Source organism: Lysobacter luteus, from assembly GCF_907164845.1.
GTDB classification, from domain to species: domain Bacteria; phylum Pseudomonadota; class Gammaproteobacteria; order Xanthomonadales; family Xanthomonadaceae; genus Novilysobacter; species Novilysobacter luteus.
In genome coordinates this window covers 2,227,049-2,242,843 of the sequence record NZ_OU015430.1, presented here as the reverse complement: position 1 = coordinate 2,242,843, position 15,795 = coordinate 2,227,049, and the positions used below count along the sequence as shown (strand labels likewise).

The window sequence follows — 15,795 nt, the reverse complement described above, 5'->3', positions numbered from 1 at the left end:
CCGTCAACGGGCGTCGGCGCGACGCCCGCGTGGCGCACGGGATCCGGCGTGGCGAGCGCTACCGGCTCAGGCCGGCGTGCCGTCGGGGTTGTGGTCGATCATCCACAGCCCCGCCCACAGCTTGAGGTCCAGCTCGAAGCCTTCGGCCTGCTTGCGCATCAGCCAGGCCGGTGCCTGCGAACGCGGCACCGTGTGCACGGTGATGTCCTCGTTGTCGACGCCGCCACCTTCACCCACGCGGGTCAGGTCGAGCGCCCGCACGAAGGCGATCCGCTCGCTGCTCATGCCCGACGAGGTCGGCCCCACCAGCAGCACGTCCAAGCGCGCCGGTTGCCAGCCGGTCTCCTCGATGAGCTCGCGATGGGCCGCGGCCTCCAGGGTGTCGTTGGCGTGGTCGTCGCCGACCAGGCCGGCCGGCATCTCGATCGTGCGACGGCCCAGCGGCACCCGGAACTGCTCGACGAACAGGACCTCGTCGTCGGGCGTGACCGCGATGATGATCACCGCCATGCCGTTGCCGTGGGTGCGCTCGGCGTACTCCCAGCGGCCGCGCCGGACCATGCGCAGCCAGGGGCCTTCGTAGAGGATTTCGGGGGTGTCGTCTTCGTGCTCGCTCATGCCGGTGATCCTAACCGGCCACGGCGTCCGCGACACCGCCGCCGCTCAGGCCGGGGCGAACGCGACGCCGGCGGCCTCGTGCAGGCGCCGGCGCGTCATCGGTCCGAAGCGGAGCGCGTCGCACAGCCGACCCAGCTGCCCGCCATCGGCCGCATTGCGGGCGAAGTGGGCGTCCGCACCGTCGAGTGGCACGTCGCAGGCGATGGTCGCCAGTTGCCGGCACAACAGCGCCTGCGCGCGGTGTGCCCGCAGACGGGCCGCGCAGCTTGCGGCGCCCCGCAGGCGCAGGAAAGGCACTTCCTCGACCCGCTCCAGCAAGGCATCCAGGCTGCCGAAGTGCGCCAGCAGCGCGGCCGCGGTCTTGGCGCCGATGCCGGGCACGCCGGGGATGTTGTCGACCGCATCACCGGTCAGGCCGAGGTAGTCGGCCAGCTGGTGCGCCTGCACGCCATGGCGCGCCGGCACCCCGACCGCGCCCCAGCGCTGGCCCCGGGCGAAGTCCCACTGCTCGTCGTGCTCGCCAAGCAATTGCGACAGGTCCTTGTCCGCCGACACGATCACCGACCGGAACCCGTGGCGGCGCGCGCGGTGGCAGGCGCTGCCGATCAGGTCGTCGGCCTCGTACTCGACATGGGCCAGCACGCTGAGCCCGAGCGCGTTGCACAACGCCTTGCACTGTCCGAACTGGCGCCTGAGTTCCTCCGGCGCGGGCTCGCGGTTGGCCTTGTAGGCCGGGTAGAGCGCATTGCGGAAACACGAGTCCAGCGCCTCGTCGAAGGCGATCGCGATGTGCTGTGGCCGGGTCCGGTCCAGCAGCTCCAGCAGGAAACGGGCGAAGCCGTGGACCGCATTGGTCGGCCAGCCGTCGCTGTCGCGGAAATCGTCGGGCATCGAGTGCCAGGCCCGGAACACGTAGAGGCTGGCATCGACCAGGTAAAGCGTGTTGACCGGCGCGTGCCCGGCGCGGACGTCACCGTCCATCACGGTCGCCATTGGACCAGCAGGTCGGCCGGGTCGGGGCGCTCGCGCTCGGGCACGTCGATCTTCGGCGTCCCGAGGTGGATGAAACCGATCACGTGCTCGTCGTCCTGCAGCCCCAGCATCCGGGCAACCTCGCGGTCGTAGGCGGCCCAGCCGGTCAGCCAGCAGCCGCGGAAGCCGACCGCCTGCGCCGCCTGAAGCAGCGCAAAGCAGGTGCACCCCGCGGTGAGCAGGCGCTCGCGCTCGGGAATCTTGGCGTCGGGGCCGAGCCGCGCGACCGCCACCACGATCACCGGCGCATGCAGCCAGCGGCTGCGGTCCTTGTCGAGCACCGCCGCGCTGACGTCGGGGTCGACCACGTGGTGGCGCTCCGCCAGACGCTCGCCGAAGACCTTGCGGGCCTCGTCGCGCAGGGTGATGTAGCGGAACGGCACGCGCTTGCCGTGGTCGGGCACCCGGACCGCGCTGCGCAGCAACCGCAGCAGCGTGGCGTCGTCCGGGCCGGGGGCCTGGAGCTGGATCGCGGGCACCGAAAGCCGGCCGTCGAGGGCCGCCAGCGGGTCCGATACTGAATCGGGCGGCGGAATGGAAAACGCCCGCGGGACGGGCGTATGGTGGTCATTGGGTGACATGGGTCACAGGTTCGTGACGACGCGGGGTCATTGACCCATATTGCCACTATGCTCCGACCCACGTCCTGACCGACCCGTCGCGTCACTTTCTGTCCGGGGAACGCTTCCGTGTCCATTCAACCGCTTGATTCGGCTCGTACTTCGCGTACCGACCCGATGCGCGTGCTCGAAGAGGTCAAACGCCTCGCGCTCGAGTTGCTGGGCGGATTGCCGGCCACCCTGTATCCGGACATCGAAGAAGCACTGAAGACCGCGGTCCATGACGACGACGGGCGCGACGCGCCGCAGTTGCTGTACCAGAACCAGGCCGCACTCTGGGTGCTCCGCCAGCACCAGTCGGCCCATGTCATGCGCTACCGGCAGAACGTCGGGCAGGGCTTCGACGAGTTCCGCGCGCTGCGCATCCGCAACCGCGGCGAGCTGCCGCTGGGGCTGATCGACGAGAGCCAGATCGACTTCCACCTGGCCGGGCAGAACCTCGCCGAGTCGCTGGGCCACCGTTTCAAGGCGATGCTCGAGCAACTGCGCGGCCGCCTCCAGGTCGTCACGACCGTGCTCGGCCTTCCGCCGATCCCGAATCCGGTGGGTCCGACCCGGCTGGCCGATGCCTTCGTCGAGACCTTCACCGACGAGCAGATCCCCGCGGCGCTGCGCGCGCTGCTGTTCGGCCATTACGAGCGCGAGCTGGGCAAGGTGCTCGGCGAGTTCTACGCGCAGGTCAACGAACTGCTTGCCCGCAGCGGCTTCGGTGGCAGCGTCGAGCAGCCGCCGGCGGCGCCGACCATACGTCGGCCGATCCCGTCTCCGGCGCCCACGGGGCCCACTGACTCGCCCTATGCCGATACCTACGGGCACGGCGGGGGACCAGTTCCCGGACAGGCCGGCGTCGCCGGAGGCCAGTCCGCCGGATGGAATCCCGACGCTGCCGGCGCCACCGGTTACGGCATGGGTGGCCAGGGCGGCGCAGCAGGTACGGGAGCAGGCACCGGAACCGGAACCGGTGGCGGTTACGGCGCCGAAATGGGGCATGGCACCGCGGGCTCGGCGCCCGGCCAGCCGGGCCAGCCCGGCCACCCGGGTACTGGCGACCGGGCTGCACCCACCAGCGCCGAGCTCGGCGAACTGCGGCAGATGCTCCACGCCTGGCGCGATGGCCGCATGGCGCCCACGACGCCCGCCACCGGCGCACCCGTGCAGCAACCGGGTTCGCGCCGCGAACTGCGGGTGGACGAGGTCGTCAGCGTCGCCTCGCTGCTGCAGGGCGAGCCTTCCGACGTCTTCGCCCGGGCGCTGGCCGGTTCCGGCCGACTGGCGACCGCGATCCGCGACCAGCTCAACGACGGCTCCCGCCGGTTGGGCCTGGATCCCGAGCACATCCGTTTCAGCGGCGACGAGGAGGATGCGATCGACCTGGTCGCGTTGCTGTTCGACTCGCTGTTCCAGAGCCACCACTTGCAGGACCGTGCCCGCCGGCTGTATGCGCGTCTGGTGCTGCCGTTCGTCAAGGTGGCCCTGACCGACCAGAGCCTGTTCGTGCAGCCCGCGCATCCGGCGCGGCGCCTGCTGGATGCGATCACCGAGGCCTGCGCCGGCAACAAGGGCGAGACCCCGCAGGAACGCGAGTTGCTGGACCGCGCCGCGGCCGCGTCGCAGCGGGTGGTCGCCGAGTACAACGAGGACCTTGCGATCTTCGAGACCGCGCACGCCGAGCTGGACGCGTTGCTGCAGCAGCAGCGCCGTCGCATCGAGCTGCAGGCCGAGCGCGCCGCCAAGGCCACGTTCGGCCGCGAGCGGCTGTCGAACGCGCGCGAGCAGGCGGACAGCGTCCTCGCACGCCGGCTGGCCGCGCCGCCGCTGAGCCGCGGGGTTGCCGAATTCCTCACCGGTTCCTGGCGCCACCACCTGGTCCAGGTCCTGCTGCGCGAGGGTGGCGAGAGCGAGCGCTACCGCGAGGCCATCGCCCTGGGTGACGCGCTGGTGGATGCCGATCGGATTGCATCCGAAGGCCGCGGACGCGACCTGGCGACGCGCCTGCTGGCGCTGCAGCCGGCGATCATCGCCTGCCTGGGCAGCTCCGGCCTCGACCACAGCGCCGCCGAGCATGGCCTGGCGGTCCTGGTGAAGGGGCTGATCTACCCGCACGCCCCGCGCGACCTGCACGACGCGCCGCCGGCCACCCCGGATGATGACGACGCCGAGCGAGGACTATGGGTCGCCGGTGGCACCGACACCCTGCGTTTCGACCCGGCGATGGCCGAGCAGATGCGCGCCCTCGAACCGGGCGAGTGGTTGCAGATGACCGACATCCATGGCGAGAGCGTGGACGCCAAGGTGGCGTGGGTCAGCCCGCTGACCGCGCGCCGCCTGCTGGTCAACCGCCGTGGCCTGCGGGTGCTGGTCGCCTCGGTCGAGGAGCTGGCCAGCCTGCATGCGGCCGGCCGCCTGCAACTGGGCTGCGAGCCGACCGCGTTCGAGCAGGCCATGCGCCAGGTGCGCCAGCAGCTGGACCGGGCGGTCGGGCAACACTGACGCCGGCGCATCGCGCCGGCGCACCCCATTCGCTACGATGCCCCGACCTCGTCAGGGAGCGTGTGCATGGCCGCAGCATCCGACACACCGGTGACCATCGGCGTGCCCCGCGAGACCGCGCCGGGCGAACGTCGGGTCGCGCTGACACCTGAAACGGCGCGCAAGCTGGCGACCGCGGGCGCGCGCATCCGGATCGAACGCGGCGCCGGGCTGGCTGCCGGGTTCACCGACGAGGCCTACGCCGAGACGGGTGCCGAGCCGGTTGCCGATATTGCGCAGGCACTGGAAGCCGCCGACATCGTCCTGTGCGTGCAGCCGCCCGCGCCGGCGCAACTCTCACGCATGCGGCAAGGCGCGGTCCTGATCGGCGTGCTTGCACCCGAGGCCGAGCCGGAGCGCGCCGAGGCGATCCGCAGTCGTGGCCTGATTGCGTTCCCCCTCGAGCGGCTGCCGCGCACCACGCGCGCGCAGGCGATGGACGTGCTCAGTTCGCAGGCGGGCATGGCCGGCTACAAGGCGATGCTGGTCGCGGCCGGGCTGGCGCCACGGTTCTTCCCGATGCTGACCACCGCCGCCGGCACGATCCGGCCGTCGAAGGTGCTGGTGATCGGTGCCGGTGTCGCCGGCCTGCAGGCGATCGCCACCGCCCGGCGGCTGGGCGCGCAGGTCGAGGGCTTCGATGTGCGGCCCGAAACCCGCGAGCAGATCGGGTCGCTTGGCGCACGCTTCCTCGACCTGGGCGTAACTGCGGCGGGCGAGGGCGGCTATGCGCGCGCGCTGACCGACGAGGAGCGGGCCGAACAGCAGCGGCGGTTGGCCGAACACCTGAAAGGCGTCGACGTGGTGGTCACCACGGCAGCAGTGCCCGGACGGGCCGCGCCGCGGATCATCACCCGCGCGATGGTGGAAGGCATGAAGCCGGGCAGCGTCGTTGTCGACCTGGCGGCGGAAAGTGGCGGCAACTGCGAGGCGACCCGCCCGGGCGAGACCGTCGAAACCGGCGGCGTCACCGTCGCCGGGCCATTGGACCTCGCCAGCAGTGGCGCGGTGCACGCCAGCGAGATGTACGCCCGCAACCTGTTCAATTTCACCCGCCTGCTGCTCGTCGACGGCGCGCTCGCGTTCGACTGGGAGGACGAACTGCTGGCGAAGACCGTGTGGCCGGAACCGCCGGTGTCGCCCCGAGAAGCCGCCGCGGCGGCTTCACCCGTGACCTGACGGACGGGTTACTCGTCGCAGTCGTCGCGCGGCTTCGGTGCCGGGTTCGCCGCCACCCAGGCCTTGCGTTCGGCGGCGGTCATCGCGCGCCACTTCGCCTTCAGCGCACGGCGCCCGTCTTCGTCCAGCGTGCGCATTCGTGCATAAAGCGCCCGCGCTTCGTCGCGTTGCGCGGGCGACATGTGTTTCCAGCGCCGGACACCCTGGTGCGCGCGCGCTCGCTGATCGGGACTGAGCTGCTGCCAGCGCTCCGCGCGCTCGAGCATGTGCGCGCGTTGCTCCGGCTCGGCGTTCCAGCGGGCGCGGATCGGTGCAATCAATTGCTCGCGCTGCGCCCCGGTCAACTGGTCCCAGGCCGGCAAGGCCTGGGGTGCGGCCGCCGCCGGCGCGACTGCGAACAGCATGGTGAGCGCGGCGACGCGGAGGTGGCGATGGAAGGTCGTGTTCATGGTCGTCGGTCCGCAGGAGGCGGCAGGGTGTCGTCGTTGGCGGCCAGCCACAGGTAGAGGCCGGGATCCTCGTCCAGCGCGGCCAGGATCTCGTCGACTTCGCTGTCGGCGCTGGCCCGGCGGCTGGCTTGTTCAAGCGGATCGGCGGCGGCCACCACCTGGTCGACCGGTCGCGGCGTGCTTGCCGGTGGGCGGTGGAGGGTCATGGCCAGCATGGCGATCGCCACCGCGGCGGTGGCGGTGCCTCCCCCCACCAACCAGCCGCGCCACGCCGGCGCGGCGCGGCGCGGTGCCTGGCGGGCCTCGCGCAACCGTCGGCGGGTCGGCGCGGACAGGTGGGCCAGTGCCTGCGCGTGGCAGTCGCGCGCGGCCCGGTCGAAGGCGTCGTCGTGGTGGGAGTCGCGAGGGGCGTCGCGAAGGGCGTCGCGTCTCATCGCCAATCCTCCAGTTGCTGCTGCAGCGTCGCACGGGCGCGCGACAGGTGGGTCTTGACCGAGCCCTCGCCGCAGCCCATCACCTCGGCGGTGGTGGCCACGTCCAGCTCTTCAAGCACCCGCAACGTGAACGCCTCGCGTTGCCGCGCGGGCAGGCGGGCTATCGCCTCTGAAAGGCGCGCGTAGGCCTCCTGTCCCTCGTGGACGCGCGCCGGGCCCGGCCCTTCGTCGGTCCAGTCGGGCAGGCCGCCGTCTTCGCGTTCGGGCGGCGGCGCCAACCAGCGCAGGCGGAAGGTCCGACGCCGCTGGACGTCGACGATCCGGCTGCGCAGGATCCGCCAGAACAACGGGGTCCATTCGGTGGTCGGCCGGTCCTGGTAATTCAGCATCTTCACCATGGCGTCCTGCACCGCGTCGAGTGCATCGTCGCGCTGGCGCAGCCCGAGTTCGGCGAAGCGGAAGGCACGCGGACCGATGCCGGCCAGGAAATGGTCCAGCGACGCGTACTCCCGGCGTGGCGGCGCAGCGCTCCCGGCAGGCGCGTGGGCGCCTGGGGAGGGCGCGGCATGGATGTCGTCGTCGGCATCTGCATTCACGTTTCGAGGATATACGCAGTCATCGGTACTGCCTCAGGCAGCGCTGCTGCGGGGATGGGAACGCGCGGCGGCACCCCCGGTTGACAGGGTCGGCTGCGCCGCCGCGGCGGCCGTGGTTATGATGCGGGCGACATCGCAGGCCGGACGGCAGGGTGGCGGGGATGGGCGACGGATCGGTGGCACAGGCGTTCACGGTGCTCTACATCTTCATGCTGGCGGCGATCGCCGGCCACGTGATCATTTCGCGCGTGCCGGTGATCCTGCACACGCCGCTGATGTCGGGCTCCAACTTCATCCACGGCATCGTGCTGGTCGGGGCGATGGTCGTGCTCGGCCACGCCGACACCACCCTGGAGAAGGCGATCGGTTTCGTCGCGGTGGTTCTGGGAGCCGGTAACGCGGCCGGTGGCTACGTGGTGACCGAACGCATGCTTGAGATGTTCAAGCCCAGTCGGAAACCGGGCGCCGACGACGCCGGCAAGCCGGGCGGGGACGCCGGATGACCGCCGCGGGGCTGCTCGCCGCGGCGAGCTACCTGGTCGCGGCCACGTTGTTCCTGCTCGGGCTGCAGCGGATGGCCTCGCCGCGCACGGCGCGCAGCGGCATCCGCTGGGCCGGCGTCGGCATGTTGCTGGCGACCGCGGCGACCTGCCTGCTCGGACTCGACAACCTCGGTCTGATCCTCGCCGCGCTGGCCATCGGCGCAGGCGCGGCGTGGGTATCGGGACGCCGCGTCGCGATCACTGACATGCCGCAGATGGTCGCGCTCTACAACGGCATGGGGGGTGGCTCGGCGGCGGCGATCGGCGCGGTCGAGCTGCTGCGGTTCTCGGCGATGGCCACCGGCGTGGCGGCGGTCGCGCAGGCCGGCACCTCGCCATCGATGGCCACGCTGGTGCTGGCGGTGCTCGGCGCGGCGATCGGCGCGGTGTCGCTGTCGGGTTCGGTGATCGCCTGGGCCAAGCTCGACGGGCGGCTCGACCGCAGGGTCGTGTTCCCCGGCCAGCAGGTCTTCAACGCGCTGGTGTTCGTCGCGATGGTGGTGGCCGGCGGCTGGGCGGTGGCGACGCTCGAGGTGCCGGTGATCATTGCGTTCTTCGTGCTGGCGCTGGCGCTGGGCGTTCTGATGACGCTGCCGATCGGCGGCGCCGACATGCCGGTGGTGATCTCGCTGTACAACGCGCTGACCGGATTGGCGGTGGCGTTCGAAGGCTACGTGCTTGGCAACCAGGCGCTGGTGATCGCCGGCACCATGGTCGGCGCGGCCGGCATGCTGCTGACCCGGCTGATGGCCCGGGCGATGAACCGGCCGATCAGCGGCGTGCTGTTCTCCAACTTCGGTGGTGGCGGCGAGGCGCAGGAAATCAGCGGCGCGCAGAAACCCATCGAGGCCGGCGACGTGGCCGCGATGATGGCCTACGCCGAGCGCGTGGTGATCGTGCCGGGCTACGGCATGGCCGTAGCCCAGGCCCAGCACAAGATCTGGGAGCTGACCCAGAAGCTGGTCGAACGCGGGGTCAAGGTGAAGTTCGCGATCCACCCGGTCGCCGGTCGCATGCCCGGCCACATGAACGTGCTGCTGGCCGAGGCCGGCGTGCCCTACGACCTCATCACCGACATGGACGACATCAACCCCGAGTTCCGGCAGACCGACGTCGCGCTGGTGATCGGGGCCAACGACGTGGTCAACCCGGTGGCCCGGACCGATCCGGCGTCGCCGATCTACGGCATGCCGATCCTGGACGTGGTGGACGCGAAGAACGTGGTGGTGATCAAACGTGGCCGCGGCACCGGCTTCGCGGGGATCGAGAATGCGCTGTTCTACGCCGACAACGCGCGGATGCTGTACGGCGACGGGGCCGAGATGGCCGGCGCGCTGGTCAGCGAGCTGAAGGCCATGGACGGCGGCCACTGACCACCGACAATCAGCGCGAGGCCAGCGCCGCCACCACCACCGCCAGCAGCCACCAGACGACATCGGTAGCGTCGTTGGCCAGCCGGGTGAGGGTCCAGGCGTGGTGGAACCCCAGTCGCACCGCCGACTCCCAGGGCGCGTAGCCGAGCATCTTCCCCAGTTGTGCCGCGATCTGGCCCCAGTTGGCCAGCGCGATGATCACGAAGGTGGCCAGCACCGCCACGGGTATGCGCAGGCTGCCCGGGCGCCAACGCCCGAGCCGCAGCATCAGGGCCACGTCCAGCGCGCCCAGCACTGCCATCCAACTGTGCTGCCGCCCGCTGGAGAATCCGAGCGCGACCCACGCCACGACGAACGTCGCCACGCCGAGGACCAGCAGCAGCCAGCCGGTCAAGGGGGCCGCCACGGGCGCGAAGGTGCGGCGGGCGGCTGGGGTCACGGGACGGCTCATTCAGTGGGGTCGGGGCGGCGCGCCAGCATAGCGGGCACGGCGCGCAGGCGATATTGGACTAGAATGGTCCGATTCAAGTTTCCGCCTCCGGCCGCCCCGCCCATGTACTCCCGCAGCAGTGAACCCGTCCGCTTCGAACGCGACTGTCCCGCCGTCCTGGTGCCCCAGGGCGACGCCGTGAACCTCCCGGCCGGCAGCGTCGGCTACATCACCCAGGCGCTGGGCGGCAGCTACACGGTGTTCGTCGAAGGCAACCTGTTCCGCATCGCCGGCCAGGACGCCGACGCGATCGGCAAGGAGCCGGCCGATCCGATCGAGCTGCAGGAAGGCGCCGATGACGAGGCGGTCGAGCAACTGGTCTGGAAGCAGCTGCGCACCTGTTTCGATCCCGAGATCCCGATCAACGTGGTCGACCTCGGGCTGGTCTACCAGGCCACGGTGGCTCCGCACCCCGAGCGTCCGGGCGAGCGGCTGGTCGCCATCAGCATGACGCTGACCGCCCCCGGCTGCGGGATGGGGGACGTGCTGGTATCTGACGTGCGTGACAAGGTGGAGCTGATCCCGACCGTCGCCGAAGCCGATGTCGAGCTGGTGTTCGACCCGCCGTGGGGTCGGCACATGATGTCCGAGGCTGCCCGGCTCGAAACCGGAATGCTCTGAACCCGGAATAGGGTGACCCATTGGGTCAGGGTTTGCCGTTTTTGCGCAGAATGTTGCTGCTTTGCAACATTTCTGTCGCCCCACCGTAACGATTTGGAATCCGCCGGGCCTTGCCACGCAAGGCTCTCCGGCGACGGTGTCTGTTCATCTTCGTTACGGGGCCGTTATTCGCCGCATGCGGTGTTGTGGACCCCGAACTTCTCCCCCTAGGTTGCGTTTCGGCTTGGTTCAGGAAGACAGACCTCGCCGAACGTTCGTCCGGCCCGTGCAACGGAGTGCCTTCGGAGGCTTCGGGTGCGAGGAACCAGACGAAACCTTTGCCGCGATTGCGGCGTTACTTTTCGGGGGTTTCACGAATGTCTCAAGACTCTTTGCGCGGGTTCCGCACCCACGCCCTCGCCGCGGCCACCGCGGCCGTCCTCGCGGCCGCGATGGCGTCCGCACCGGCCGTCGCTGCGGGCCAGGGTGTGGTCAACACCGCGGGCCTGCAGTCGGATGTCGGCAATGACCGCTTCATCATCAAGTACCGCGAGGGCAGCGCCCAGCGCGCCAGCGCCGCGGCCCTGAACCGCTCGCTCAACGCGGCCGCCAACAGCACCCTGCACGGGCAGGCGCTGGGGCTGAAGAAGCTGCGCCGCACCGCGATCGGCTCCGACGTGCTGGTCACCGGCAAGAAGCTGGGCCCCAGCGAGGCCGAGGCGCTGATGCGCCAGCTGGCAGCCGACCCGGACGTCGAGTACGTCGAAGTCGACCGGATCATGAAGCCGATCGCCACCGCCAACGACACCTACTACACCAGCCACCAGTGGCACTACTGGGAAGCCGCGGGCGGCATCAAGGCCGACCAGGCCTGGGATGCGACCAACGGCAGCGGCGTCGTGGTGGCGGTGATCGATACCGGCATCACCAACCACAGCGACCTCAACGCCAATGTGCTGCCTGGCTACGACTTCATCAGCGACTCGGGCATGGCGCGCGACGGCAACGGCCGTGACGGCAACGCACAGGACGAGGGTGACTGGTATGCCGCCAACGAGTGCGGCGGGAGCCACCCGGCCAGCAACTCCAGCTGGCATGGCAGCCATGTCGCCGGCACCGTCGCGGCGGTCACCAACAACAACTCCGGCGTGGCGGGCGTGGCGTACGGCGCGAAGGTCGTGCCGGTCCGCGTGCTCGGCAAGTGCGGCGGCTACACCTCCGACATCGTCGACGGCATCGTCTGGGCGTCCGGCGGCACGGTCAGCGGCGTCCCGGCCAATGCCAACCCGGCCGAGGTCATCAACATGAGCCTGGGCGGCGGCGGCGCGTGCTCGGCCAGCTACCAGAATGCGGTCAATGCCGCCGTGGGCCGCGGCACGACGGTGGTGGTGGCGGCCGGCAACAGCAACGCCGACACCTCCGGCTTCACCCCGGCCAGCTGCAACAACGTCGTCGCGGTGGCATCGACCACCCGCACCGGCGCGCGCTCGAGCTTCTCCAACTACGGCAGCCTGATCGACGTGGCCGCCCCGGGCAGCGACATCGCCTCGACGGTCAACAGCGGCGCCACCACGCCGTCGTCCGAGGGTTACAGCCTGATGTCGGGCACCTCGATGGCGGCGCCGCACGTGGCCGGCGTGGTCGCGCTGATGCAGGCGGCCGCGGGCGGGTCGCTGACCCCGTCGCAGGTCGAGTCGACCCTGAAGAGCACCCTGCGGGCGTTCCCGGTCTCCATCGACCGCGACATCGGCGACGGCATCGTGAACGCCAAGGCCGCGGTCGATGCGGTGTCCGGTGGCGACCCGGGTGACCCGGGGGACCCGGGTCCGGGCAACGGCACCCTTCAGAAGGGCGTGCCGGTCACCGGCCTGTCGGCCTCCACGGGCAACGACGTGGTTTACACGCTGGAAGTGCCGGCCGGTGCGACCAACCTGGTGTTCACCATGTCCGGCGGCAGCGGAGATGCCGACATGTACGTCAAGCGTGGCAGCGCACCCACCGACAGCAGCTACGACTGCCGGCCGTACCGCAGCGGCAACAGCGAGAGCTGCACCTTCGCCGCGCCGACCGCGGGCACCTACTACGTGCGCATCAAGGCGTACTCGAGCTTCAGCAACGTCAGCCTGGTCGGTGACTACAGCACGGGCGGCGGTGGCGGTGGCGGACAGCAGACCTACACCAACAGCGGCGATTACCAGATCCGCGACCGGGCGACGGTTGAAAGCCCGATCAGCGTGTCCGGTCGCAGTGGCAATGGCCCGTCGAGCACCCGCGTGGACCTCGACATCCGGCACACCTACAAGGGCGACCTGAAGGTGGACCTGGTGGCGCCGGACGGCAGCACATACAACCTGCACAACCGCAGTGGCGGCAGCGCCGACAACATCATCGGCTACGCCACCCTCAACCTGTCCAGCGAGGCCCTCAACGGCACCTGGAAGCTGCGGGTCAACGACGCCTACAGCGGCGACACCGGCTACATCAACAGCTGGAGCATCACGTTCTGACCGGAGCGCAATCCGGTAACAAAACGCGGTCCCGGAAACGGGACCGCGTCCTTTGCGGACCGAACAGGGGGAGGTCCAGGCGGACCGGTGTCCGCTATCCAAATCACGCGAGCCGCCCGGATGGCGGTCATCACAAGGAAGGTCCGATGAAGCGTTCCCTGATCAATGCCGCCATGCTGGCGGTCCTCACCCTGCCTGCCGCCGCCGCGCAGGAGCCTGGCGCTCCCGCCGACGCCCCGTCCGGCGCCCACGCCCACGTTGACCGCCACCTGGCCGAAACGATCGCGCGCGACCCGCAGGCCCCGGTCTACATCGTCAGCTCCGCCGAGACCTACCGCGGTGCACTGCAATCGATCGCCCGCGACGCCACCGCCCAACGCGACGGTACCGGTGCGCGGCTGGTTGTCTCGCAGGTGCTGGCCCACCAGCTTCCCGACATCGGTCGCCACGTCCACGACGTGGAACGCCGGTGCGGCGGCTACTTCGCGTTTGCCAGTCGCGCCGAAGCCGAGCGCTTCCTGGCGCAGGAGCGCAGCGCGCAGGCGATCACCACGACGTTCGCCGGATACACCGTCGACAACCAGGCCACCGTCGGGCCGTGGCTGCCGCAGGTCGCCGAATCCAACATCCGCGGCACCATCGACCACCTCTCCACCGGGTACGCCAACCGCTACTACAACTCGGCTCCCGGCCATGACGCCGCGCAGTGGATCCATGACACCTGGGCCAGCCTGTCGGCAGGCCGTAGCGACGCCAGCGTTTCCTTCTTCGATTGCGATACCTGCGGCGGCCAGCCGTCCGTGATCCTCACGATTCAAGGCAGTGAGCTGCCCGGCGAGATCGTCGTGCTGGGCGGCCACCTCGACTCGGTCTCCAACGCCGGCAGCGGCGACGCGATGGACGCCCCCGGCGCCGACGACGACGCCTCCGGCATCGCCACCCTGACCGAGGTGGTCCGCGTGGCGCTGGCCGATGGCTGGCAGCCCCGGCGCACGGTGAAGTTCATGGGCTACGCCGCCGAGGAGGTGGGGCTGCGCGGCTCCAACGCCATAGCCCAGTCGTTCCGGCAGCAGGGCCTGAACGTGGTCGGCGTGATGCAGCTGGACATGACCAACCATACCGCCGGCGCCAGCGTCGACATGCAGCTGCTCAGCGACTACAGCAACAACGACCTCAAGCAGTTCGTGCGCGACATCTTCGACGAGTACCTCGCGCCGCTCGGCCTGACGCGTGGCAGCTACACGTGCGGCTACGGCTGCTCCGACCATGCCTCGTGGACAAGTGCCGGTTACCCGGCGGCCATGATGTTCGAGGCCAGCTTCAACAACGACATCCACACCCGCTACGACACGCTGGCCAGCATGGGAGGCACGGCCCACGGCAGCGTGCCGCTGGCCAAGCTCGGGCTGGCCTTCCTCGGCGAACTGGCCAAAACCGCCGGCGTGGGCGAGCCGGGTCCGGGCGAGGGCAGCCTGGAGAAGGGCGTGCCGGTCACCGGCCTGTCGGCCTCCACGGGCAACGACGTGGTTTACACGCTGGAAGTGCCGGCCGGTGCGACCAGCCTGGTGTTCACCATGTCCGGCGGCAGCGGCGACGCCGACCTGTACGTCAAGCGTGGCAGCGTACCGACCGACAGCAGCTACGACTGCCGGCCGTACCGCAGCGGAAACAGCGAGAGCTGCACCTTCGCCGTGCCGACCGCGGGCACCTACCACGTGCGCATCAAGGCGTACTCGAGCTTCAGCAACGTCGGCCTGGTCGGTGACTACAGCACGGGCGGCGGCGGCGGTGGCGGGCAGCAGACCTACACCAACAGCGCCGACTACCAGATACGCGACCGGGCGACGGTTGAAAGTCCGATCACCGTCTCCGGTCGCAGTGGCAATGGCCCGTCGAGCACCCGCGTGGACCTCGACATCCGCCACACCTACAAGGGCGACCTGAAGGTGGACCTGGTGGCGCCGGACGGCAGCACCTACAACCTGCACAACCGCAGTGGCGGCAGCGCCGACAACATCATCGGGTCCGCCAATGTCGACCTGTCCGGCGAAGCCCTCAACGGTACCTGGAAGCTGCGGGTCAACGACGCCTACAGCGGCGACACCGGTTACATCAACAGCTGGAGCGTCACGTTCTGAGCGTCGCTTGCGCCGAATTATCCGGACAGGCGTGCAATCGCGCCTGACGGTTTATTGCGGGGCGGCCGATATGGCCCAACCGAACTCTCCCGCCCCGGCCATGCCGGGGCTTTTTTTGCGGGGTGCTACAGCGCCTCGAACCGGTTGGCGTCGACGTTCTTGCGGACGCTGGCCGGGTCCCAGATGCGGCCGTTCATCGCGATGTACACACCGGCCGGGAGGGACTGCACCGCGCCGACCGCGGTGCCGATGTTGAATTCCGCGTCCGACCCGCGGAAGCGCGCCGGATTGAGCGCGCCGGTGAGCACGATGGTCTTGCCCGGAATGCTGGCGAGCACCTTCGCGGTCGCCACCATCGAATCGGTGCCGTGGGTCACCAGCACGTGGCGCGCGTCCTGCGCGGCGATGGTGGCGCGGACCAGTTCGCGGTCGCCGTCGGTGATGTGCAGCGAGTCCTTGCGCAGGATCGGGATCACCGAATAGCGGAACGCCACGCCCAGCTCGTCGAGGATGCGACCGATCTGCGGTTCGCCGATCTGGAAGTCCGACTTGTCGTCGAAGTAGATCTTGTCGATCGTGCCGCCGGTGGTGACGATGCAGAGCTGGTCCATGGTCATTCGCGGTGCGGGATGGCCGCGGATTATACGGCGCGGGGCCGCGCCGGCCCCGTCACGCGGCCTGCGAAGGG

15 protein-coding genes and 1 pseudogene are annotated in these 15,795 nt (G+C 70.1%); 8 read left to right on the top strand and 8 right to left on the bottom strand.

What is annotated here, in order from left to right:
- Positions 1 to 66: 66 nt before the first annotated feature.
- From KOD61_RS10590 to KOD61_RS10580, 3 genes are read right to left on the bottom strand one after another with little or no spacing between them, the layout of a single operon-like run.
- The gene (locus KOD61_RS10590; RefSeq protein WP_215218637.1) at positions 67 to 618 is read right to left on the bottom strand and encodes an NUDIX hydrolase; all 552 of its coding nucleotides are present in this window, start codon (positions 616 to 618) and stop codon (positions 67 to 69) included.
- Between the two features lie 45 nt (positions 619 to 663).
- Positions 664 to 1,611, bottom strand: a complete 948-nt coding sequence (locus KOD61_RS10585; RefSeq protein ID WP_251370577.1) for a 5'-3' exonuclease — start codon at positions 1,609 to 1,611, stop codon at positions 664 to 666.
- Entirely contained in the window at positions 1,599 to 2,186 is a 588-nt protein-coding gene (locus KOD61_RS10580) for a nitroreductase family protein (RefSeq protein WP_407074591.1), read from the bottom strand. The genes KOD61_RS10585 and KOD61_RS10580 overlap by 13 nt, the downstream gene beginning before the upstream one ends.
- Before the next feature lie 201 nt (positions 2,187 to 2,387).
- Here KOD61_RS10580 and KOD61_RS10575 point away from each other — a divergent pair, with 201 nt between their 5' ends.
- Positions 2,388 to 4,760 (top strand): DUF1631 family protein, encoded by a 2,373-nt coding sequence (locus KOD61_RS10575; protein WP_215218635.1) that lies wholly within the window; start codon positions 2,388 to 2,390, stop codon positions 4,758 to 4,760.
- 66 nt (positions 4,761 to 4,826) lie between these two features.
- On the top strand, positions 4,827 to 5,978 hold the full coding sequence (locus KOD61_RS10570) for an NAD(P) transhydrogenase subunit alpha (RefSeq protein ID WP_215218634.1): 1,152 nt from the start codon (positions 4,827 to 4,829) through the stop codon (positions 5,976 to 5,978).
- An 8-nt stretch (positions 5,979 to 5,986) separates the two neighbouring features.
- On the opposite strand, the gene KOD61_RS10565 is transcribed toward KOD61_RS10570, so the two are convergent.
- From KOD61_RS10565 to KOD61_RS10555, 3 genes are read right to left on the bottom strand one after another with little or no spacing between them, the layout of a single operon-like run.
- A complete protein-coding gene (locus KOD61_RS10565) occupies positions 5,987 to 6,427 on the bottom strand; it encodes a DUF3106 domain-containing protein (RefSeq protein WP_215218633.1) in 441 nt (146 codons plus the stop codon).
- On the bottom strand, positions 6,424 to 6,861 hold the full coding sequence (locus KOD61_RS10560; RefSeq protein WP_215218632.1) for a hypothetical protein: 438 nt from the start codon (positions 6,859 to 6,861) through the stop codon (positions 6,424 to 6,426). The genes KOD61_RS10565 and KOD61_RS10560 overlap by 4 nt, the downstream gene beginning before the upstream one ends.
- Positions 6,858 to 7,433 carry an RNA polymerase sigma factor gene (locus KOD61_RS10555; RefSeq protein ID WP_215220379.1) on the bottom strand — a complete coding sequence of 192 codons (576 nt, stop codon included), beginning with the start codon at positions 7,431 to 7,433 and terminating at the stop codon, positions 6,858 to 6,860. The genes KOD61_RS10560 and KOD61_RS10555 overlap by 4 nt, the downstream gene beginning before the upstream one ends.
- Positions 7,434 to 7,618: 185 nt before the next feature.
- Between KOD61_RS10555 and KOD61_RS10550 the strand changes: the two genes are divergently transcribed.
- Positions 7,619 to 7,960 carry an NAD(P) transhydrogenase subunit alpha gene (locus KOD61_RS10550; RefSeq protein ID WP_215218631.1) on the top strand — a complete coding sequence of 114 codons (342 nt, stop codon included), beginning with the start codon at positions 7,619 to 7,621 and terminating at the stop codon, positions 7,958 to 7,960.
- Entirely contained in the window at positions 7,957 to 9,372 is a 1,416-nt protein-coding gene (locus KOD61_RS10545) for an NAD(P)(+) transhydrogenase (Re/Si-specific) subunit beta (protein WP_215218630.1), read from the top strand. Before KOD61_RS10550 ends, KOD61_RS10545 begins: the two co-directional genes overlap by 4 nt.
- 10 nt (positions 9,373 to 9,382) lie before the next feature.
- Here the strand turns inward: KOD61_RS10545 and KOD61_RS10540 are convergent, their stop codons facing one another.
- Positions 9,383 to 9,811 carry a hypothetical protein gene (locus KOD61_RS10540; RefSeq protein WP_251370575.1) on the bottom strand — a complete coding sequence of 143 codons (429 nt, stop codon included), beginning with the start codon at positions 9,809 to 9,811 and terminating at the stop codon, positions 9,383 to 9,385.
- 114 nt (positions 9,812 to 9,925) lie between these two features.
- Here KOD61_RS10540 and sufT point away from each other — a divergent pair, with 114 nt between their 5' ends.
- The 4 genes and pseudogenes from sufT (at position 9,926) to KOD61_RS10525 (ending at position 15,107) form a co-directional block, all read left to right on the top strand.
- Positions 9,926 to 10,483: a putative Fe-S cluster assembly protein SufT gene (gene sufT, locus KOD61_RS10535; protein WP_215218629.1), complete on the top strand. Its 558-nt coding sequence runs from the start codon at positions 9,926 to 9,928 to the stop codon at positions 10,481 to 10,483.
- Between the two features lie 356 nt (positions 10,484 to 10,839).
- Positions 10,840 to 12,600, top strand: a pseudogene (locus tag KOD61_RS10530) (S8 family peptidase); the annotation flags it as partial.
- 96 nt (positions 12,601 to 12,696) lie between these two features.
- The gene (locus KOD61_RS13020) at positions 12,697 to 12,969 is read left to right on the top strand and encodes a proprotein convertase P-domain-containing protein (RefSeq protein ID WP_251370714.1); all 273 of its coding nucleotides are present in this window, start codon (positions 12,697 to 12,699) and stop codon (positions 12,967 to 12,969) included.
- Between the two features lie 146 nt (positions 12,970 to 13,115).
- Positions 13,116 to 15,107, top strand: a complete 1,992-nt coding sequence (locus KOD61_RS10525; RefSeq protein WP_215218627.1) for a M20/M25/M40 family metallo-hydrolase — start codon at positions 13,116 to 13,118, stop codon at positions 15,105 to 15,107.
- Positions 15,108 to 15,232: 125 nt separating this feature from the next.
- On the opposite strand, the gene KOD61_RS10520 is transcribed toward KOD61_RS10525, so the two are convergent.
- Positions 15,233 to 15,718, bottom strand: a complete 486-nt coding sequence (locus tag KOD61_RS10520) for an asparaginase domain-containing protein (RefSeq protein WP_215218626.1) — start codon at positions 15,716 to 15,718, stop codon at positions 15,233 to 15,235.
- Positions 15,719 to 15,795: the final 77 nt, after the last annotated feature.